Origin of the sequence: Streptococcus taonis (assembly GCF_029948085.1) — a bacterium.
Classification (GTDB): Bacteria; Bacillota; Bacilli; order Lactobacillales; family Streptococcaceae; genus Streptococcus; species Streptococcus taonis.
Window position 1 is genome coordinate 18,217 of the sequence record NZ_JARZZP010000013.1, and the last position, 20,553, is coordinate 38,769.

Genomic DNA, 20,553 nt, shown 5'->3' on the forward strand with positions numbered 1-20,553 from the left:
AAGTGAACTAGCGAATGATTAGATTATCTACTAAAACTTTCTCATTTATCTAACGAATTGAGGTAAGCTTTAATCGCCACTACCATCGCTTCAGGAGTTTGTGAAGAAAAAATCTGACTTCCTCCTGTTGGGTCCTTACTGGTATTATCAAAAGCAAAGATCGGTTTCCCTAATTTATGAATCTCCTGAGTGATATTCATAATTTCGTTAAAATGATTGATATCCAAATAAAAATCGATTTTGCTAAGAACATTTTCAAAATTATAAGGATTGAACTGTGGATAAATGGACACATTTAAATATCGTTGTAAATCGACCACTTGGGAGGCAAAAGTTGTATGAGCCAAAATATGAAAATGAACCTCAGGTAGTGCTTTTATCAAAAACTCCAAGTGCTCCATCTCGCAAGCATTTGTAAAGATTGCAGTATGATATTTTTCTTTTTCTGTAAGCTCATCTAAACCATGTTTGATAATCTCTTTCCGTAAGATAATATCTGACCAATCTAAAGCATAGAAGAACCACCACTTATCTCCCAAGCGATTATTATATACAGCTGACCATGGTTTTTCGTCTGTATAATGAATAACAGAAACCTCTGATTCATATTGATTCGCTTTTACATACCATTCATCTTTTTGAAAACGTGTCGCAATAGTATCCATTCCAACCATAAAATTGTAATTGACGTCTAGCTCTTTCCATTGCCCTACAAAAAATCGGTTTAAAATTCCTTGATCACCAAACTCAACTTCATGGTACTGATCTGCTAATTCAAACAATTTTGTTGAAATCGCATGCTCTCTCCAATGGGCATTATTTATCAATAAAACGCCTGAATTGAAATTTGTTTGCTGCAATTCATCTCTAACTGCTGCGACTGGGCCATCACCTAGATCTATTGCAAAAAGGGGTGTTAAATCTCCATTGACAATAATATCCGAATCAAGATATAAAACCTTATCTTCCTTCAGTATGTCTGGAATAAAAAAGCGAAAATAAGCTGCGTATGATAAATGCGCCGTTGGTAAACGATATTTTCGGAGATGATTATTAGAAATCTTTACATTTACAATTTCTGAATGAATAGCTTTCAATCGCTGATTCATAATACGAAACCATTCCGAAGGTAGATCGTCATTAAAAACATAAAATTTTATATTATCGTTATAAGCACAAACAGACTTGATAGTAGTTTCCACCTTATCCATATATCCATTATCTGCTCCAAGTACGATTGCTTTCTTCATTTTTCAATCCCTTTTATCTAACGTTTATTTTCTTTTTCTATTAACTAATAAAATCTGTCGAATTTCATCTACCATTTTTGAGGTTCTTCATGGGCGATTACTTTATCAAAGAGTTCTGCTTGATGGGCTACAATATCTAAGGGCAGCACAGTTTTTCCCTAGATCTTGATAGGTTTGATTGAGAATACTATCTAGACATTGTCGTAAGTAGTTTTCAACGTTGTAAACTGATACAATTATACTAATTTTTCTGTCATTTTTATATTTCTCTTTATACTTTTCCAAAGTTATGAAAAACGGTTCTTCAGTAGGATTCCCAATTCACTACTAGCTTTCTATAGTTTGCGGAAAAATTCTCTGATGAAAGCTGAGATATCTTTACTCATGATTTTATCCAGCCTCTCAGTAGTCAACTCCTCTGACCGGTTCCACCAATATCCTTGATTTGACCATCGGGTAAAAGTTGAAAAAAGCGCTGATGTTGCTTATTTTTATGTGAAAATATACAGAATTTTCCAGATACTGATACCATTGCTAATCTTCCCCTTATAACTTTGACCAAGAACACGAGTCTCTATAGAGAGTTTTCCCAAAAAAATCTTTATGAAAATCTAGTATTTTTTAGTCAAAAGTCTAGATTTATTCCATTTTAATTATACATTATTTTTAGCAAAAGAGCTATCATATAAATATATCTATTAGATATTATTGACACATTCAACTATCAATATAAGTCAATCATCTTTATTCAGTAAGAATATTTGATATATAGAATTATCTTCTAAACTTGAGATTATTTCCTTATTTTTCAAGAATCAAAAAACCTAGATTCTAACAGCTAGTAAATAACTAACGGTTAAAGTATAGGTTTACTCAGAAAACAATCATTATTTCACAACAAGCTCATAACGAGTTTTGCTGGTGAATGTTTCACCTGCTTTGAGGATGACTTGGTCTTTAAGGTCGCTATGAATAGCATCTGGTAAAGCTTGCGCTTCAAGAGCAATCCCATTGTGCTGAATCATTGACTGACCAGCGATGATGACACTCTCATCCACAAAGTTTGCTGTGTAGACCACAAAGCAAGGAGCCTCTGTCTTGAAGAGCAGGAAGCGACCTGAACCTTGGTCATAGAGGAAACCAGCATTGTCATGTCCTGCAGGAAGAGCAAATGGATGGTCCAAACCAGATACGAGTTTGATTTGTTCATCTTCGTCTGCAAAAATATCCTTAAGCAAAGCTCCATTGTAGATATGCTTGACCACATCACGATTAGCATCCGGTGTTTTAGCTGGCACGCCGTCTGGAGCGATTGGATAGATGCCTTCAGTGTTCAATTGGAAGACATGGCGGTCAACAGTCTGAGTGAAATCGCCTGACAGGTTAAAATAGCTATGGTTGGTTGGATTGACCAAGGTATCCTGGTCTGTCGTCACCTTGTAGCTAACTTCGTAGGCACCACTTTCTTCCAAGTTGTAGCTAATCCAGATCTTAAGATTTCCAGGGAAACCTCCAGTCCCATCTGTTCTTTCTGTGTAAAGAGTCAAACCATGGTCACTCACTTCGACTAGCTCAAACAAGTTAGAATCCCAACCAGTTGAGCCACTGTGGTTACAGTTGCTAGCATTGTTGACTTCAAGATCATAGGTCTTACCATTGAGTTCAAATGTTGCTCCTGCAATACGACCTGCCACTGGACCTACACTTGCTCCATGTTTAGGGCTATTTCCCACATAGCTTTCGAAATCGTCAAAACCTAGGATAACATTGGCAAAATTGCCAGTCTTATCTGGAGTTACATAGCGTAAAATTGTTGCTCCATAAGTCATGATTTCCAGTTGGTATCCTGCCTCCGTTTCAAAACGGTAAGCGAGGACATCCTTGCCATCAACTTTCCCAAATACACGTTCTGTGTATGCTTTCATCCTTCTCTCCTTTTTCTAATTCAATTAAGTAAACAAACCATAGAAAGCGCATTCACTTTCTATGGTTTCATTTTATGATTTACAGACACCTTTGTCAAGAAACCATAGATATTTTATTAACAAAAGTCGTTTCTTCTATTTCTGATCTATGCTTCTACACGTTCAGTCCATGAAGTAGCTGTTGTTTGAAGTACTTTATTGAGTTCATCAATGTTTTCAAATCCAGTTGTACAAAGCCATTCGCGAGCTGCTGCTTCTCCATCTTTGATGTAAGCTTCAACAGATCCAGCCCATGTTGCACGTCCACAAAGAACACCATTGAAGTTTGCGCCTGATTCGTGAGCAAAGACAAGAGTTTCTTGGAAAAGTTTAGCTGATACACCTGCACTCAAGTAGATGTAAGGAAGGTTAGTAGCTTCGTCTTGGGCTTTAAAGAAGGTAGCAGCTTCTTCACGTGTATGAACGATTTCTCCATCACCAAAGCCTTCAACGTATTTCACGTTAACTGGAACTTCTACTTTCAAGACATCGATGTTGAAACGTGGATCTGAGAAGACTTTCATAGCGCCGATAACCTTGTGTGGTTTTACTTTAGCGTATTCTGCAGAACCAGCGTCAGCAATCTTTTCATCGTAAGCAAGAATTTCAAGGAAGAATGGAATATCTTCAGCCACACACTCAGAACCAATGCGTTCGATGTAGGCTTGTTTTTGTTGATTAAGTTCGTCAGAGCTATCTACGTCATAGTAAAGCAAGAACTTAACAGCATCTGCCCCTTGTTCTTTGATACGTTTTGCAGACCAAACATCCAAGCAGTCTGGCAAGCGTTTTGTACTTGTTGTGTCGTATCCAGTTTTCTCATAAGCAAGGAGAAGACCAGCTTTTGGATCAAGAGCTTTTGTAGCTGGAAGTCCATACTCAGGGTCAAGAAGCATAGATGAAGCGTATTTAGTCAATTCATCCGCTACCAATACTTTGAGTTCTTCCATTTGAGTTACTGTTGGCTCTTCTGTTTGGTATTGAGCCATGAGGCGTTTCAAAGCACCACGTTGGTCAAAAGCAAGAGCTGAGATGATCCCATTTTCGTCTGAGAGTTTTTGCAAGCAAGCAAGTTTATTTGGGCTTAATGTTAATTTACTCATAGATTCTTCCTTATTTTTCAAATTCGTGAATAATGACACCTTGAACAACACGGTTCACTGTACCTGTAGGTGATGGTGTATCTGGTCTGTTACCAACTTTAAGTGAAGTCAAGAGAGCAAATAACTGACCATAAACGATGTAAGGGAAGACACGGTAAACATCATTCAGAACCCCACCGCACCCAAGCGCGACTTCCTTAACATTTTCAAGTCCGAAGGCTTGGTCGCTCAAGAGAACAACACATCGAGCAATTTGGTCGCCTGCAACTTCACGAACCAAGTCTAAGTCATATTTACGAGTGTAATCTGTTGTAGTACCAAATACCAAAACGACTGTATCTTCGTTGATAAGAGATTTTGGACCGTGACGGAAGCCAACTGGACTTTCATACATAGTCGCGACTTGACCAGCAGTCAATTCCAAAATTTTAAGCTGGGCTTCGTGAGCAAGTCCGAAGAATGGGCCCGCACCTAGATAAATCACTCGGTTAAAGTCTAGGTCAACCAACTCTTTGACATCTGCCACATTGTCAAGAATTTTGCGAGCTAAACTAGATAGCACGTCGAAACGTTCAGCTTTAACAGCAAAGTCTGTTGGATCAAATACCAAGAGCGCTGTCAACATCATTGAAGTGAAGCTTGAAGTCATAGCAAAGCCAGCATCGTTAGAAGCAGCTGGTTGCAAGAGCAAAAGGTTGCGGTCATCACCATGAGCTTGAAGAGCCAATTTCCCTTCAGCTGCACATGTGATGGTAACTTGATAAAGCTCATCAACCAAAGCCTTGGCCAAGTCAACTGTTGCCACACTTTCAGGTGAGTTCCCGCTACGCGCGAATGATACTAAAACAGTTGCCACATCTTTTTTCAAATAAGTTTGTGGATTTGCTACGATATCAGTTGTCGCGATAGCATTGAAATTCCATTTACGTTCATCATAAACTTCCTTGAAGTAAGGAACTAGAGTATCACCTACATAAGCAGAAGTTCCAGCACCAGTTAGGATTACTTTGATATAGTCATGCTTATCTGCAATTCCTTGCAAGAAAGCTGCAATTTCATCACGTCGTGCTTGATAAGTTTCAAAAGCTTCTTTCCAAACATCTGGTTGTTGGTAGATTTCGCGTGTTGTGATTTCTGCCCCCAACTCAAGCAATTCTTCTTTTGTATAATCTAGCATTGAGTTCCTCTAATCTATTATTATATTGTTTTTTATCTAAAATATGGGAATGGGAGTAAGCCCCATTCCCATGTATATTCTATATAAAATGCTCTAACGGTTTTCACGTTGTCACATCGTATACTCAATGAAAATCAAAGAGCAAACTAGGAAGCTAGCCGAAGGCTGTACTCAAGTACGGCAAGGCGAAGCTGACGTGGTTTGAATTTGATTTTTGAAGAGTATTATTCATCTTCATCGTCATCGAAGCTTGCCAATAAATCATTAACTTTGACAATGCTCTCTGAAGCACGATTTTTATAATCTGCATCAGCGCCAGTTAGGCTTGCATTGATAAATTCAATAACCATTGGAAGATTCATTCCTGCATAAAGTTCGATGTCACGACCTTCCATAATAAGACGGCTCACAACGTTACATGGTGTTCCACCAAGGAGGTCAGCAAAGACTAGGAAATCATCCAAACCTTCGACAGCAGCTTCAAATTTCGCAGTAAAATCTTCTGGCCCATCTTCTGGAAGAAGAGCTACTGCATGAATGTTGTCTTGTGGACCCATAATCATCTCTGTGCTACCTTTAAGTTCTTCACAGAAACGACCGTGACTCACTAAAATCAATGATTTAGTCATAAATTATGCGCCCATTCCAAGTGCAAATTTACCAAAGGCAGAAAGTGCCAAGGCAAGCACGATAATGATACCGATAGCTTTTGTAGAGTTCATACCTTTCTTACCAAGCAACCAGAAGATAAAGGCTGTGAAGATTGCTGGAAGCAAGCGTGGGAAGATTGAGTTCAAGATGTCTTGGAAGTCAATCATCTTTTCACCGATTGGCAATTTGTATGAAATTTCAAAGTTGATCATTGTTGCTACAAGAGCACCCATCATGAAGACACCAAGTACAGATGCAGCTTCAATCAAAGCTGTCAAAGTGCTTTGCATGTTGTTGATAAGGTTAACCCCTTCTTTGTAGGCAAATTCCAACTGTTTCCAACGGAAGATGTCATACGCTACTGCAACTGCAATCCAAAGGAAGATACCCCAAGGTTGACCAGCGATAGCCATTGTTGCAGCGATAGATCCCATGATAGCAGGTACAAGTGAACCAAAGATAGTATCTCCAAGAGGAGCGAATGGTCCCATCAAACCTGTCTTGATACCATTAACCGCATCTTTTGAGACAACGCCATCTTTTTCTTCCATGGCAAGGTCAAAACCAGCGATGATTGTGTGGAAGAATGGTGAAGTGTTGAAGAATTGAGTATGAACTTTCATCATTTCTTTCAACTCAGGAGTTCCATCTCCATACATTTTACGCAATTGTGGCAAGATCATGTAAAGGTAACCTGATGCTTGCATACGTTCGTAGTTCCATCCCAATTGGAAAGTGAACAAGCTACGTTTGTTAATTTGATTAAAATCTTCTTTTGTTAATTTGTAATTAGAATTCGTCATCTTCAATTTCCCCACTTTCTGATGGTGTAGAAGGTGCTGCTACAGCAACTTTTTGGCTGTTTTTGAAGTGAACAACTGCAAGGAAGATACCTACGATAGAGATACCGATCATAGACAATCCTTTGAAGTTGTTAGCAAAACCGATAGTTTCTGCAACTTCAGCAGGAAGAGTGCCAATGAGACCAGCAACTGCTCCACCAAGACCTGTTACGTATGAGTAAAGAACAGTCAACATAGCTGTCAAACCGAATCCCATAGCAAGGTAGTGAAGGTTACGTTTAACTGGAAGGTAACGAAGCAAGATAGCGAATCCAAGACCTGGAAGCATACGACCTGCAAGAGTCAAACCGTCTGCAACCCATTGGAATTCTTTAACAAAGTTTACAACTGCTTGTACGAATTCTCCACCGAAAGCTAGGGCGAAGAATACTGGAAGGGCACGAGAAGCAGCCCATGGAAGCGCACCAAGAAGGTAGTTACGTTCGATTCCTTTGTAGTCAAAGCGTTCGATCGCAGCATCAATACGGTGTGCGAAGAATGTAGTAGTCATACGACCAAGTACGTCGAAGTAAGTTAAAAGTGCCGCTACAGGAACCGCAATTGTTGTAATTGCAAGAGGTGCGTCAATCCCTTGTGAAACTGAGAATGCTGTTGCAAGAACCGCACCAGAAGTTGCGTCGATACGAGAAGCACCACCGAAGGTACCAACCCCAAGGACAAACAACTGCAAGTTACCACCGATAAGCAAACCAGTTGTCAAATCTCCCATGATCAAACCAGTAATGAAACCAGCGAATACAGGGGAACCTGCAGAAGAAACGATCGTCAACTCATCACAGATTTGATAAGCTGAGTACAAAGTGAGAAGTAAAATTTGCCACCATTGTATCATAACAATGACCTCCTAAAAATTTTTTCCTATTTTAATAAGCTCAAAAAGTCTGAAACTGGATCATTTGGAACCATTTGAGCAGTAAGTTTTACACCTTTTTCCGCCAATTTGTGGAAATCTTCTACGTCTTTATCTACAACGTTGATTGAACGTGTGATAGAACGAGTTTCTGGTGTTTGAGACATGTTGCCGACATTGACTGTTTCAAGCGGTACGCCTGCTTCAACCAAACCAAGGAAACGGTCAGGTTTGCGTGCTACAATCAAGAGACGTTGGCTGTCATATTTGCCAGCAAGGATATTGGCTGCAGCTTTATCAACCGGCAAGATACTAAGTTTTACACCTGGTGGTGTTGCAAGTTTCAATCCGCTCTTCTCAACGTCATTGTTCACAACCTCATTGTCAACGACCATGATGCGTGAAACATTGAGTTTAGCAGACCAAAGATTGGCCACTTGTCCGTGGATCAAACGTCCATCGATACGGCATCCTACAATTGTCATAAATTTTCCCCCTTTATATGTTTTAGTGTAGGTTTACGAGTTAAATGTATTTGTTCTTTATAATCCCCTTCAGTTTCAAAGATAATGATGCGGTTAGCACCTTCCTTGAGATAGCTGTGCGGAATATAAAGCGATAAGGTTGGACCAACATTCCAGAAACGTCCTAGATTACGGCCATTGACATAGGCAATCCCTTTACCAAACTCAGATAAGTCTAAGTAGGTATCCTTTGGCACCTCAACTTCAAAATCATAGGCGTAAAAGGCAGGTTGCCCTTCTGTCCATCCTTTTGAAAAATCAATTTTCTCAGGATTGTCTAGTGGGAGTGGATAGTGTTTCCAGTTTAGTAAGAAGTGCAAATCCTTACAAACCCCTGTCCGAATTCCCTTACGTTGCGTATCCGCTAAGAACTTATGCCCATAGTTGACACGTCCCATATTTTCTACCAGGACATCAAAACGAGAGAGCGCTTTCTTTTCTCCTTGATAGAAGATGTCCTCACCAATTTCTGTCTGGTACTGAGTTGTAACCCATTTACCATCTACAAATAGCTGAGCTCTGTCTCGACCGTCAATGATACGGATACGTTCTTCTTCTGCATCCCAACTAGCTTCTGTACGATAGAGTAGATAACCGTAGCTTTGTCCCAACTCTTCCATTTTCTTAGGATAGAGACTCTCGATAGGACTTGTTAAGCTATCCAAGGTTTCGAACAGAGAAACTTTCTCAACCAGTGGAATGTTTTCAACTTCCATGCTCTCTTTGTAAAGCGGTTCTAATTGTGGATACTCAGGATAGTAAGTCGCCATCATTTCTTTAACTGCCATGTATTTAGCAGTTGGATTGCCAGCTTCATTAAGGAGAGCGTCATAATCATAAGATGTTACTTGTGGTAAATCAATAGTTCCTCGAGCTGAACAACCATTCATAAAACCAAAGTTGGTTCCACCGTGGAACATGTAAAGGTTGATAGAGCCTTGCTCTAGTACCTCATGTACGGCTTCTGCTAACTCCTCTGGCTCACGCGTGATGACTGGTTCTTTCCATCGGTTAAACCATCCATCCCAGAATTCCATACACATGAGTGGCCATTTCTTGTCATACTCATCAAAGAACTCTTGCATTTGCGAGAAGTTGAAGTTAGCTTTCGAGCCAAAGTTCCCTGTTACAAAGAGATCATCTTCAATCAAGGTACCAGCTTTCAGAGTTGCTCGCCATGGACCATCAGATGTAAAGAGCGGACAAGTCACTGAACGTTCTTCCATCAATCGGCGAATCTCACGCAAGTAGGTTTTGTCCTCACCGTATGAACCGTACTCATTTTCAACCTGCATCATGAGGATGTTACCACCATTATCCAACAATCTTGAAACAAGACGTGGAAGTAAATGATCATAGTAACGTCCTACCATTTCAACAAAGGCTGGATCAGAGGAACGGATTCGCATGTCTTTATTTAAAAGCCATGCTGGTAAACCACCGAATTCCCACTCTGCACAGATAAAGGGAGATGGTCGAACAATAGCATACAAGCCTAAGTCCTGAGCTGTCTGAAGAAATTTTTCAATATCAAGATTGCCTTCAAAATTGAAGTTTCCCTCAATTGGTTCATGTAAATTCCAAGCGACATAGGTTTCAACAGTGTTAAAACCTAAAGCCTTGAGATTGTACAATGAATGATACCAGTCTTCTTCAGGAATTCTAAAATAATGAATGGCACCCGATAAAATTTTGAATGATTTCCCATCTAGGTAAAAATCATCCTCAATTTTAAATCTTGTCATTTTACCACCTCATACTTTTCGTTTGCGCTTTCATTTGTTGTTATATTAAATGATAAACTAATGAATCCATCTTGTCAATAGATTTTTCGAAAATTATTTAAAATTTTTCTTTTTTTTACTGAATTATTTTCTAAAATTCTTTTAAAAAAATTTTTTTCTTAAATATTTTCGATCCAGATAGCATAAATATATAAGTTTATAACCTCAAATAATATGTAAGTCAATCACTTAGCCTATTATTTTATTTTTTTTTACATTATTTACTATCATTTCCAAACCATTTATGATAAAATCGAAGATGGAGAAGGAAAAAATGAGGTAAAAATATGGCAATTCCAAAGTATCAATATATCAAAGATGAATTAAAAAACAAAATCATTTCAGGTCAATTTGCAAGTGGCGACAAGTTCTACACTGAAGCAGAATTGATTGCAATGTATGACGTAAGTTCGATCACTGTTGTTCGCGCCTTAAACGACCTTGCTAAGGACGGTTATATTGTCCGCCAACAAGGAAAGGGAACCTTTGTGGCTCGCGCTCGCAAGCACAAACTCGTAGAATTTTCTGATGTAGAAATTTTTGAAACCAAGGACGATAAAGTCACTGTTCTTTCCATTGAACGCGGTAACGATCTTAACTACTTAGAAAAATTAGGATTGCGTGGCGATCAATTTTATTACAAAATCGAACGTATCCGTGAATCTAACGGTGTTACTTATATCTACCACACATCTTATATCCCTGAACAATACATCAATGCAAACTATCCAAATCTTGAATACTATAGTTCTATCTATAATCGTTTCAAATTGGACTACCACATTCACATGAATGACGAGCATTTTGAAGAAATCAATGAAATTGTATTTCCAACTCCAGAACATGCTGCTTCTATCCTAGGAATCGACTCTCAATTCCCAACTGTTCTCCAAACCAAGACAACGAAACTTGAGTCAACTGGCCAAGTGTTGGAATACATTGAAACTTACAAACGTTCTGATTTCTATAAGATTAAATTTATCTCATGTGATCGCGATCACTAAACATTAAAAAGTCTGAGACAATTGTTTCAGGCTTTTCTGTTTTTCATTATAGCACGCCAGCTTTTAGTAGGAAATATCAAATGACTTTAAACTATAATTTGGAGAAATTTTACTAAAAACAGAGCAAAAATTGAAAAGCAGTTCAAATTAAATAACTTCTTATATTTTTTATAGGTATTTTATTAAAATACTTGACTTTACTAGATTCAGATAATACAATGGAATCAGTTTGTGAAAACGCTACCAAAACAATAAATTAGGAGGTTATTTAATGAAACCAGAAAATAAACAGCGTTTCTCTATTCGTAAATACGCAATCGGAGCCGCTTCTGTCTTGATCGGCCTTGCCTTTCATGCGCAAGCTGTTGCCGCTGATGGAGTCGTACCTACTACAACAGAGAATCAACCTACTATCCAAGCTACAGGTGAATCGTCTCCACAGGCCAGCGAAAAAAAACTTGAAACTAGTCCTACACCAGAAGCCGTAGCTCCTGCAGCTCCAGCGACACCTGTAACAAACACTGAAGCACCAAAAGTTGAAGCTACTCCTGCACCTGTCGTAGAAAAAACTGTTGCAACCGAAGAAACTCCAGCAAAACCAGAAATAACTGAAGAAGCTAAGCAGCCAGAACCAGAAAAGGCAGAAAACAAAGAAGTTGCTAAAGTTGAAGCTCCTGTAGTCGCTACAGATAAAGCAGCTCAAGTCAATGAAAAACTAGCTAAAAAGAAAATCGTTTCAATCGATGCAGGGCGTAAATACTTCTCTCCTGAACAATTGAAAGAAATCATCGACAAAGCTAAACACTATGGTTACACTGATCTTCATCTCCTAGTCGGCAATGATGGCTTGCGCTTTATGCTTGATGATATGTCTCTAACTGTAGGGGACAAGACTTATGCCAGCGACGATGTCAAACGCGCTGTTGAAAACGGAACAAACGCCTACTACAACGATCCAAACGGCAATCATCTAACTGAAAGCCAAATGACCGACTTGATTAACTATGCCAAGGATAAAGGAATTGGACTTATCCCAACAGTCAATAGCCCAGGTCATATGGATGCTATCCTCAATGCCATGAAAGAACTGGGTATTGAAAAGCCTAACTTTAACTATTTTGGTAAAGAATCAGCACGTACTGTCGACCTTGACAATGAAAAAGCAGTTGCCTTCACAAAAGCTTTGATTGACAAGTATGCAGGCTACTTTGCTGGTAAATCTGAAATCTTCAACATCGGTTTGGATGAGTACGCTAACGATGCTACGGATGCTAAAGGATGGAGCGTACTTCAAGCCTATAAATGGTATCCAGAAGATGGATTCCCAGACAAGGGCTATGATAAATTCATCGCCTATGCTAATGACCTAGCTCGTATCGTCAAATCTCACGGTCTAAAACCTATGGCCTTCAACGACGGTATCTACTATAATAGCGATACAAGTTTTGGTACCTTTGACAAGGACATCATCGTCTCTATGTGGACTGGTGGCTGGGGCGGTTACGATGTCGCTTCTTCTAAATTACTAGCTGAAAAAGGACACGAAATCCTTAACACTAATGATGCATGGTACTACGTTCTCGGCCGTAATGCTGACGGACAAGGGTGGTATAACCTAGATCAAGGATTGAACGGTATTAAGAGTACACCGATTACTTCTGTACCAAAAACTGAAGGAGCTGACGTTCCTATTATCGGTGGTATGGTAGCTGCTTGGGCTGATACTCCATCTGCTCGCTACTCTCCATCTCGTCTCTTCAAACTCATGCGTCAATTCGCAAACTCAAATGCTGAATACTTCGCTGCTGATTACGAGTCTGCTGAACAAGCTTTGAAAGAAGTGCCAACAGACCTTACTCGCTACACAGAAGAAAGTATTGCAGCCGTTAAAGAAGCTGAAAAAGACATCCGTTCTCTCGATAGCAACCTCAGCCGTGCTCAACAAGATACTATTGATCAAGCGATCGCAAAACTCCAAGAAGCTGTTAGCAACTTGACCTTCACTCCAGAAGCTCAAAAAGAAGAAGATGCTAAACGCGAAGTTGAAAAACTAGCTAAGAACAAGGTCATCTCTATCGATGCTGGTCGTAAATACTTCACGCTAGACCAACTCAAACGTATCGTAGATAAAGCCAGCGAACTTGGTTACTCTGACCTTCATCTCCTCCTTGGAAATGATGGACTTCGCTTCCTCTTGGATGACATGACGATCACTGCAAACGGCAAGACTTATGCAAGCGACGATGTGAAAAAGGCCATCATCGAAGGAACAAAATCTTACTACGACGATCCTAATGGAACTACTTTGAACCAAGCTGAAATCACTGAGCTTATCCAGTATGCTAAGGACAAAGGTATTGGACTAATCCCAGCTATCAATAGCCCAGGTCACATGGATGCTATGCTTGTCGCTATGGAAAAATTAGGCATCGCAAACCCTCAAGCCAACTTTGACAAGGTTTCAAAAACAACTATGGACCTTGAAAACGAAGAAGCGATGAACTTTACAAAAGCCCTTATCGGCAAGTACATGGACTTCTTTGCTGGTAAGACTAAAATCTTTAACTATGGTACAGATGAGTATGCTAATGACGCTACCAATGCTCAAGGTTGGTACTACCTCAAGTGGTATGGCCTCTACGGTAAATTTGCTGAGTACGCTAATAGCCTAGCTGCCATGGCTAAAGAAAAAGGTCTTCAACCAATGGCCTTTAACGATGGCTTCTACTACGAAGACAAGGACGATGTCGAGTTTGATAAAGACGTTATCATCTCTTACTGGTCTAAAGGCTGGTGGGGTTACAACCTTGCGTCTCCTCAATATCTAGCAAGCAAAGGCTATAAATTCCTTAACACGAATGGAGATTGGTACTACATTCTCGGTCAAAAACCAGAAGATGGTGGTGGCTTCCTCAAGAAAGCTATTGAAAATACTGAAAAAACTCCATTTAACCAACTAGCATCAACTAAATATCCTGAAGTTGATCTACCTACTGTTGGTAGTATGTTAGCTATCTGGGCTGATAGACCAAGCGCAGAATACAAGGAAGAAGAAATCTTTGAACTCATGACTGCTTTTGCAGATCACAACAAAGACTACTTCCGTGCTGACTACAAAGCGCTACGCGAAGAACTTGCTCAAATCCCTGAAAACTTAGAAGGATATAGCACAGAAAGCCTCGACGCTCTCAAGGCTGCTAAAGACGCTCTTAACTACAACCTCAATCGTAACAAACAAGCTGAATTGGACACACTTGTAGCTAATCTCAAAGCTGCTAGACTAGGGCTTAAGCCAGCCGCAACTCACTCAGGAAGTCTTGATGAAAACGAAACTGCTGCTGCAGTTGAAAACCGACCAGAGCTTCTTGTTAAGACAGAAGAAATTCCGTTTGAGATTGTTAAGAAAGAAAATCCTAACCTTCCAGCAGGACAAGAGAAAGTCATCACTGTCGGTGTCAAAGGAGAACGTACAAATTACCTTTCTGTCGTAACTGAAAATGGTGAAGCACATGAAACTCTCCTTGATTCTAAGGTAACAGTAGAACCTGTCGCTCAAGTGGTAGAGGTAGGAAACCCTGTCACTCAGGTCGGCGACGAAGAAGGAGTTGCTCCTGTGGCAGATGCAAAACCACGTGTTGTGATTGAAGACGAAGAAATTCCATTTACAACTATTACTCGTGAAACCGATCAGTTACCTAAGGGACAAGCTCGTATCGTGACTGAAGGAGTGAACGGTCGTCGCAGCTACTTCTATTCTGTAACTACGGCTGCTGATGGAACTGAAGTTAAAACTCTAGTAAGCAGTGAAGTAAGCCTAGAACCGATTACTCAAGTGGTTGAAGTAGGAAATCCTGTCACTCACCTTGGGGATGAAAAGGGACAAGCTACTATTGCTGAAAACAAACCGAGAGTTGACATCCAAGATGAAGAAATTCCATTCACAACCATCACTCGCAAAACTAATCAATTACCTAAAGGACAATCTCGTATCGTGACCGAAGGTGTAAATGGTCGTCTAAGTCATTTCTATTCTGTAACTACGGCTTCTGATGGAACTGAAGTTAAAACTCTAGTAAGCAGTGAAGTAAGCCTAGAACCTGTCACTCAAGTGGTAGAAGTGGGGAACCCTGTTATTCACCTTGGGGATGAAAAGGGACAAGCTACTATTGCTGAAAACAAACCGAGAGTTGACATCCAAAATGAAGAAATTCCATTTACAACCATCACTCGTGAAAGTAATCAATTACCTAAAGGACAATCTCGTATCGTGACTGAAGGTGTAAACGGTCGTCGTAGCCATTTCTACTCTGTGACTACTGCTGCTGACGGAACTGAAGTTAAAACATTGGTTACAAGTGTCGTGGCGCAAGAACCTGTCGCTCAAGTGATTGAAGTGGGCAACCCTATCACTCACGTCGGCGATGAACATGGTCAAGCTGCTATCGCTGAAGAAAAACCAACACTAGAAATCCCAAGCGAGCCAGCTCCAGCAACTGTTCCTGCTAAGGAAAATAAAGCTCTTCCTCAAGGTCCAGCTCCTGTAGCAAAAGAGAAAAAACTACCTGAAACAGGAACTCAAGGCTCAGAATGGTTAATTGCTACTGGTCTTATGTCAGCTCTCACAGCTTACGGACTTAGCAAGAAAAAAGATTAAGCACAAATAAAAAGCGGGACAAAAGTCTCGCTTTTTATTGTGATTATTAGTCACCCAAACCGATGCGTTCGAAGATCTCATCCACACGTTTGGTATAGTAAGTTGGGTTAAAGATTTCGTCGATTTCTTCTTGAGTGAGGCGTGAAGTCACTTCTGGATCTGCTTCAAGAAGTGGTTTGAAGTCTACTTGGTTATCCCATGATTGAGCTGTCTTTGGTTGAACAAGGTCGTAAGCTTGTTCACGCGTCATGCCTTTTTCAATCAAGGTAAGCATAGCACGTTGGCTGAAAATCAAACCAAATGTAGAGTTCATGTTGCGGATCATGTTTTCTGGGAAGATCGTCAAGTTCTTGACGATATTTCCAAAACGATTGAGCATGTAGTCAATCAAGATGGTTGTATCTGGTGCAATGATGCGCTCAGCTGATGAGTGAGAGATATCACGCTCATGCCAAAGGGACACATTTTCGTAAGCTGTGACCATGTGACCACGGATAACACGCGCAAGACCAGTCATGTTTTCAGAACCGATAGGGTTGCGTTTGTGAGGCATTGCAGATGAACCTTTTTGCCCTTTGGCAAAGAATTCTTCTACTTCGCGTTGTTCAGATTTTTGCAAGCCACGAATCTCAGTCGCCATACGTTCGATTGAAGTCGCGATACTAGCAAGAACCGCAAAGTACTCAGCGTGAAGGTCACGAGGAAGGACCTGTGTAGAGATTTCTTGAGCACGGATACCAAGTTTATCGCAGACGTATTTTTCAACGAATGTTGGGATGTTAGCAAAGTTACCAACCGCACCAGAAATCTTACCAGCTTCCACACCAGCAGCCGCATGCTCGAAACGCTCGATATTGCGCTTCATTTCGCTGTACCAAGTTGCTAATTTAAGACCAAAAGTTGTCGGCTCAGCGTGCACACCGTGGGTACGACCCATCATAATGGTGAACTTGTGCTCCTTAGCCTTGTCAGCGATGATGTTGGTGAAGTTTTCAAGGTCACGACGGATGATGTCGTTGGCCTGCTTGTAGAGGTAACCGTAGGCCGTATCCACCACGTCAGTAGAAGTCAAGCCATAGTGAACCCACTTACGCTCTTCACCAAGCGTCTCAGAAACCGCACGCGTGAAAGCCACCACATCGTGACGCGTCTCCTGCTCAATTTCCAAAATACGGTCGATGTCAAAGTCCGCCTTTTCGCGAATCAAAGCCACATCTTCCTTAGGGATTTCCCCCAACTCAGCCCATGCCTCGTCAGCCAAGATTTCCACCTCAAGCCAAGCACGGTATTTATTTTCTTCACTCCAAATGTTCGCCATCTCAGGGCGAGAGTAACGGTTGATCATGTTATTTCTCCTTTTGATATTTAAATATAATGTCGTTTAAAACAAGTTCATTTTTACTTTCTTCGAAAGGTAGTGACCAATTTTCAAATCGTCCCATTATGTTAACTTCAATATTGTAACCATTAGGTGGGATAAAATTATAGTTAGGACTGATATAATATCCATACTGTGCTATCTCACTAGCTTGAATAGAACGTATAGTTTCAATTCCAGATGTCCTATAAGATATATAATCAAATATCTTCTCTATTCCACTATGCCAGATTATCTTTTGGAAATCAAAATAATTTACAATCCATGTGTCAATCAAATCATTTCTATTCCTACCTTTAAAATAATCTATTGCCATTTCAGATAATTTATAGTAATCATCTAATGTTACGACTACCTTATATATTTTTTTAGATTTTATATTTTCAATTCTAAGTCGCTCAGTACTCCCCTTTTTATCAGTGAATATTGCAATTTCATTATTAAGGATATATTGCTTAGCTCTATCAGCTTGTTCAGAAGCTGCCAATACCACTTTTTTAAACAGCTGCTGGCGACGCTCCTCTGACATTTTTTGATTAAACGGAATCTCTTTAAAATCCCTAGCCTTGCATTCTATTAATAGGATATTGTTACCTGAAATAACAATGAAATCTTGTTCTTCTTTTTTACTAGTTTTTAAATATAAAGATTGATAAACATTATCAACATCAAAATAATTTTCCAAAATAGTTTTTAATTCCTTCTCTAATATGTCTCCTTTATTATTTGAAGAAGAAATTAGTTTTTGTTCAATACTAGATAGAATATGTTCTGATGCAGGTAAAAAATATGTCAAATTCCTTTTAATCCCAATAGAACCCCCTAATATTTGTATAGAAGAGGTCAAATATCTTACTTCCATATTTTTTGAAGCAGTCATAAATAATTTACTATAATCAATATCCCCAAAGATTTCATCCAACTCTCTATCTAAAAATTGGCTACAACTACACACTAATCCATCTAGGCGAGATTTAACATTACAGATTATATATAATAACTTGTCAAAATTTTCGTAAATTGAAAATCCATATTGTTTTCTTGCTTCATTATCAAACATCCTACATATTTCATAATACTCCCAAAGTTCTTTTCGAAAATCAAAATGGTAGCTTAGATAACTTTGTAAACTATCGCTCCTTCTATCTTGTATTGACTGTTCCACTTGGTTATTAGATATATTATTTTGAAGGACATTTATGAATAAAAAGAAAATTTCAATTTCATCTGAAGTAACTACATCCTTCTTTGACTCTCCGTTATACTTCAATAATATGTATACATATAACTGAACCATAAGTTTCAGTGAAAATTGTGAATTTGATTCTCGCTTTCTTTGAATAATAGCTAAATTCATCACAGTATTTAATTTATTTATTGAATAATAAATATTATAGTACTTTAAAATATAATTCAGAATATCATCAATATTACTAAGTTGGTATATCTCTTTCTCTATGTCCTCTAGACTTTTAGGATACCTTTCTTGACTCCTAATCCTTCTTTTAAAGTTTTCAAATATCTTTACAATGCTTCTATAAAAAATTTTCACTAACTCATAACACTTACTGTATTTCACTTAAACCATCCACTTCTATAGCTAATAATAAATAATACAATATACTTTTGAAAACGATACTCAATAACAAGTGCAGATTCTCCTATAACAATACAAATACTGATCAATGAGCCTCTTATACTTAACTATAAAATTCTATTTCTCCAGTACTTACAACTCTCTTTTTGTGCAAGTTTATTGATATTTATTTGAATTGCAACCATACACTATTAATAAATACTTACTTCATTGTAGTAAGTTTGTTATTAAAAAGCTAAAGGCCTAAAGCAGTCTTCCTCGTCTCTTCAAATCTATGATAATCAGCGTCAAGCAAAAACCGCCCCAACTCAAAAATAACCCCTGAATAGAAAATTACTTTTTTATTATAATCTAAGCTAATAATTAAATGACCTTCTTTATTTCTATAATCTTTTCCATCAAAGTAAACATGATCATATAGAACAGAATAATCCCTCACTTCTTTAATAACAGTATTTCCTTTATTAATCATTCTTGCCGCAAACTGCGAATGATTAGCTCCATTACAAATCGCAATATCCATTGGATATACATAGTGATTCTCTATATTGTAACTGTAGCGATCCCCATAAAAAGGATTTTGATTATTTATTGTATCGAGATTACTTATTATTCTGTTTGAATTCCATGGATTTAACAAAATAGGCAACTCCTTCACCATTATTTCAATCGGCCCTTGCTCTCGAATTGTTTTGTTTTTATAATATTTCGCATCATCCGGATGTATGCTTCGGCAGATAATCTCATTAATAGTTAAATCTATTTCGTATACAATTTCGTTATAAATGTCTTCAATCAAAGAATTATCTTGTGCTTCATGATTAGTTTCAACTGCTTGAATAGCCTCATCAAAATTTAGATACTCAACCACAACCATCAACAGATTTTGAGCTGTTCTCACTCTGTCTTCATTTTTACTACAGCCTTCAACCATATTCATATAGTTTGTAAATTTATTTTTATAACCTTTATAATCAATCACACTTTTTGATCCTTGTATACTGCTAAATAATTTTCTTAAGAAATTTAACACTATTTCCTCCTAGATACTATAAATCTCCGTTTACTTCTCATTATCTAGTTTGTAGTGCTTTTCCCAAATCAAGGAAATACTGTTTTTTTGTTTTTTAAATAGAACCAAGCAAATGATGTCAGTAGGATATTTTTAACAGTAATATCTTCTGTAAAATACAGAACCGTTTGTCCATCCTTATAATCAAATCGTCCTAGCCAAGTTCCTTGGAGATTTTTATTTTCAAACTCAAGTTCCCAACGCTTATGTAAGTCAACCTTTTTTACCTTAAAATTTGTCTGGATACCATTTTCAGTGTATTCAATAAAGTGACTGTCATCTATTTTTTCAAACCGACCAAGATCACTTCTCCAAGTTTGATTTGATAAATCAGTCACACATTCCCAAACTTTATCAATAGACCAGGAAAAACTCGCTTTCCTATTAGATTTTACCACTATTTCTACTCTTAATTATCAACACTATTTTTACGAATAGTTTGATACTAAATCAACATAGATTGGTACATACGCCAGTTGCTACATGAATGGAATTCTGAGCTCTTTTTTCATTGATATATCCCACATTCCATAAGCAATTGCAAATATAAACACTATAACCATCATTGTGGAAGCAATATCTAGCACTTTAATAAATATGAGATCATCTACTAAAGCAAAGCACAGTGACTGGATGAGGTTAACCAAAGAAATTACCAGCTTTGTATGGAATCAGTACCTCA

General features: G+C 38.6%; 15 protein-coding genes and 1 pseudogene. 2 read left to right on the top strand and 14 right to left on the bottom strand.

All coding sequences use genetic code 11. The annotated features are described in order from the left end of the window. Positions 1 to 41: 41 nt before the first annotated feature. From QEZ38_RS07715 to QEZ38_RS07760, 10 genes are all read right to left on the bottom strand, one after another. On the bottom strand, positions 42 to 1,250 hold the full coding sequence (locus QEZ38_RS07715; RefSeq protein ID WP_075232297.1) for a glycosyltransferase family 8 protein: 1,209 nt from the start codon (positions 1,248 to 1,250) through the stop codon (positions 42 to 44). Positions 1,251 to 1,355: 105 nt separating this feature from the next. After that, on the bottom strand, positions 1,356 to 1,535 hold the full coding sequence (locus QEZ38_RS09825) for a glycosyltransferase (protein WP_371607937.1): 180 nt from the start codon (positions 1,533 to 1,535) through the stop codon (positions 1,356 to 1,358). 602 nt (positions 1,536 to 2,137) lie between these two features. Continuing rightward, complete coding sequence (locus QEZ38_RS07725; RefSeq protein ID WP_075232296.1) at positions 2,138 to 3,175, bottom strand: aldose epimerase family protein; 1,038 nt, start codon at positions 3,173 to 3,175, stop codon at positions 2,138 to 2,140. A 146-nt stretch (positions 3,176 to 3,321) separates the two neighbouring features. Further along, on the bottom strand, positions 3,322 to 4,317 hold the full coding sequence (lacD, locus tag QEZ38_RS07730; protein WP_248034502.1) for a tagatose-bisphosphate aldolase: 996 nt from the start codon (positions 4,315 to 4,317) through the stop codon (positions 3,322 to 3,324). A gap of 10 nt (positions 4,318 to 4,327) precedes the next feature. Beyond that, positions 4,328 to 5,494 carry an SIS domain-containing protein gene (locus tag QEZ38_RS07735; RefSeq protein WP_281335539.1) on the bottom strand — a complete coding sequence of 389 codons (1,167 nt, stop codon included), beginning with the start codon at positions 5,492 to 5,494 and terminating at the stop codon, positions 4,328 to 4,330. A gap of 224 nt (positions 5,495 to 5,718) precedes the next feature. Beyond that, positions 5,719 to 6,123, bottom strand: coding sequence for a PTS sugar transporter subunit IIA (locus QEZ38_RS07740; protein ID WP_281335540.1), 405 nt, complete (start codon positions 6,121 to 6,123; stop codon positions 5,719 to 5,721). A 3-nt stretch (positions 6,124 to 6,126) separates the two neighbouring features. Continuing rightward, on the bottom strand, positions 6,127 to 6,948 hold the full coding sequence (locus QEZ38_RS07745) for a PTS system mannose/fructose/sorbose family transporter subunit IID (RefSeq protein WP_004250397.1): 822 nt from the start codon (positions 6,946 to 6,948) through the stop codon (positions 6,127 to 6,129). Continuing rightward, positions 6,935 to 7,840 carry a PTS mannose/fructose/sorbose/N-acetylgalactosamine transporter subunit IIC gene (locus QEZ38_RS07750; RefSeq protein ID WP_075230736.1) on the bottom strand — a complete coding sequence of 302 codons (906 nt, stop codon included), beginning with the start codon at positions 7,838 to 7,840 and terminating at the stop codon, positions 6,935 to 6,937. Before QEZ38_RS07750 ends, QEZ38_RS07745 begins: the two co-directional genes overlap by 14 nt. A 26-nt stretch (positions 7,841 to 7,866) precedes the next feature. Further along, positions 7,867 to 8,343 carry a PTS sugar transporter subunit IIB gene (locus tag QEZ38_RS07755; protein ID WP_075230737.1) on the bottom strand — a complete coding sequence of 159 codons (477 nt, stop codon included), beginning with the start codon at positions 8,341 to 8,343 and terminating at the stop codon, positions 7,867 to 7,869. After that, complete coding sequence (locus tag QEZ38_RS07760; protein ID WP_281335541.1) at positions 8,340 to 10,127, bottom strand: glycoside hydrolase family 35 protein; 1,788 nt, start codon at positions 10,125 to 10,127, stop codon at positions 8,340 to 8,342. Before QEZ38_RS07760 ends, QEZ38_RS07755 begins: the two co-directional genes overlap by 4 nt. A 326-nt stretch (positions 10,128 to 10,453) precedes the next feature. On the opposite strand from QEZ38_RS07760, the gene QEZ38_RS07765 reads away from it, so the two are divergent. Both QEZ38_RS07765 and QEZ38_RS07770 read left to right on the top strand, forming a co-directional pair. Continuing rightward, the gene (locus QEZ38_RS07765) at positions 10,454 to 11,170 is read left to right on the top strand and encodes a GntR family transcriptional regulator (protein ID WP_045762517.1); all 717 of its coding nucleotides are present in this window, start codon (positions 10,454 to 10,456) and stop codon (positions 11,168 to 11,170) included. 271 nt (positions 11,171 to 11,441) lie between these two features. Then, the gene (locus QEZ38_RS07770; protein ID WP_281335542.1) at positions 11,442 to 15,824 is read left to right on the top strand and encodes a G5 domain-containing protein; all 4,383 of its coding nucleotides are present in this window, start codon (positions 11,442 to 11,444) and stop codon (positions 15,822 to 15,824) included. A gap of 46 nt (positions 15,825 to 15,870) precedes the next feature. On the opposite strand, the gene purB is transcribed toward QEZ38_RS07770, so the two are convergent. The 4 genes and pseudogenes from purB to QEZ38_RS07790 all read right to left on the bottom strand — a co-directional run bounded on the left by purB (position 15,871) and on the right by QEZ38_RS07790 (position 20,269). Beyond that, the gene (gene purB / locus QEZ38_RS07775; RefSeq protein WP_281335543.1) at positions 15,871 to 17,169 is read right to left on the bottom strand and encodes an adenylosuccinate lyase; all 1,299 of its coding nucleotides are present in this window, start codon (positions 17,167 to 17,169) and stop codon (positions 15,871 to 15,873) included. A gap of 1 nt (position 17,170) precedes the next feature. After that, positions 17,171 to 18,724, bottom strand: coding sequence for a nuclease-related domain-containing protein (locus QEZ38_RS07780; protein WP_342760442.1), 1,554 nt, complete (start codon positions 18,722 to 18,724; stop codon positions 17,171 to 17,173). A 310-nt stretch (positions 18,725 to 19,034) separates the two neighbouring features. Continuing rightward, positions 19,035 to 19,832: a DUF6710 family protein gene (locus QEZ38_RS07785; protein WP_281335545.1), complete on the bottom strand. Its 798-nt coding sequence runs from the start codon at positions 19,830 to 19,832 to the stop codon at positions 19,035 to 19,037. A gap of 40 nt (positions 19,833 to 19,872) precedes the next feature. Continuing rightward, positions 19,873 to 20,269: pseudogene (locus tag QEZ38_RS07790) on the bottom strand (SRPBCC family protein). Positions 20,270 to 20,553: the final 284 nt, after the last annotated feature.

Coding starts and splice junctions, on each gene's coding strand:
- QEZ38_RS07715 (WP_075232297.1), bottom strand. CDS start 1,250: ATGAAGAAAGCAATCGTACTTGGAGCAGATAATGGATATATGGATAAG.
- QEZ38_RS07725 (WP_075232296.1), bottom strand. CDS start 3,175: ATGAAAGCATACACAGAACGTGTATTTGGGAAAGTTGATGGCAAGGAT.
- lacD (WP_248034502.1), bottom strand. CDS start 4,317: ATGAGTAAATTAACATTAAGCCCAAATAAACTTGCTTGCTTGCAAAAA.
- QEZ38_RS07735 (WP_281335539.1), bottom strand. CDS start 5,494: ATGCTAGATTATACAAAAGAAGAATTGCTTGAGTTGGGGGCAGAAATC.
- QEZ38_RS07740 (WP_281335540.1), bottom strand. CDS start 6,123: ATGACTAAATCATTGATTTTAGTGAGTCACGGTCGTTTCTGTGAAGAA.
- QEZ38_RS07745 (WP_004250397.1), bottom strand. CDS start 6,948: ATGACGAATTCTAATTACAAATTAACAAAAGAAGATTTTAATCAAATT.
- QEZ38_RS07750 (WP_075230736.1), bottom strand. CDS start 7,840: ATGATACAATGGTGGCAAATTTTACTTCTCACTTTGTACTCAGCTTAT.
- QEZ38_RS07755 (WP_075230737.1), bottom strand. CDS start 8,343: ATGACAATTGTAGGATGCCGTATCGATGGACGTTTGATCCACGGACAA.
- QEZ38_RS07760 (WP_281335541.1), bottom strand. CDS start 10,127: ATGACAAGATTTAAAATTGAGGATGATTTTTACCTAGATGGGAAATCA.
- QEZ38_RS07765 (WP_045762517.1), top strand. CDS start 10,454: ATGGCAATTCCAAAGTATCAATATATCAAAGATGAATTAAAAAACAAA.
- QEZ38_RS07770 (WP_281335542.1), top strand. CDS start 11,442: ATGAAACCAGAAAATAAACAGCGTTTCTCTATTCGTAAATACGCAATC.
- purB (WP_281335543.1), bottom strand. CDS start 17,169: ATGATCAACCGTTACTCTCGCCCTGAGATGGCGAACATTTGGAGTGAA.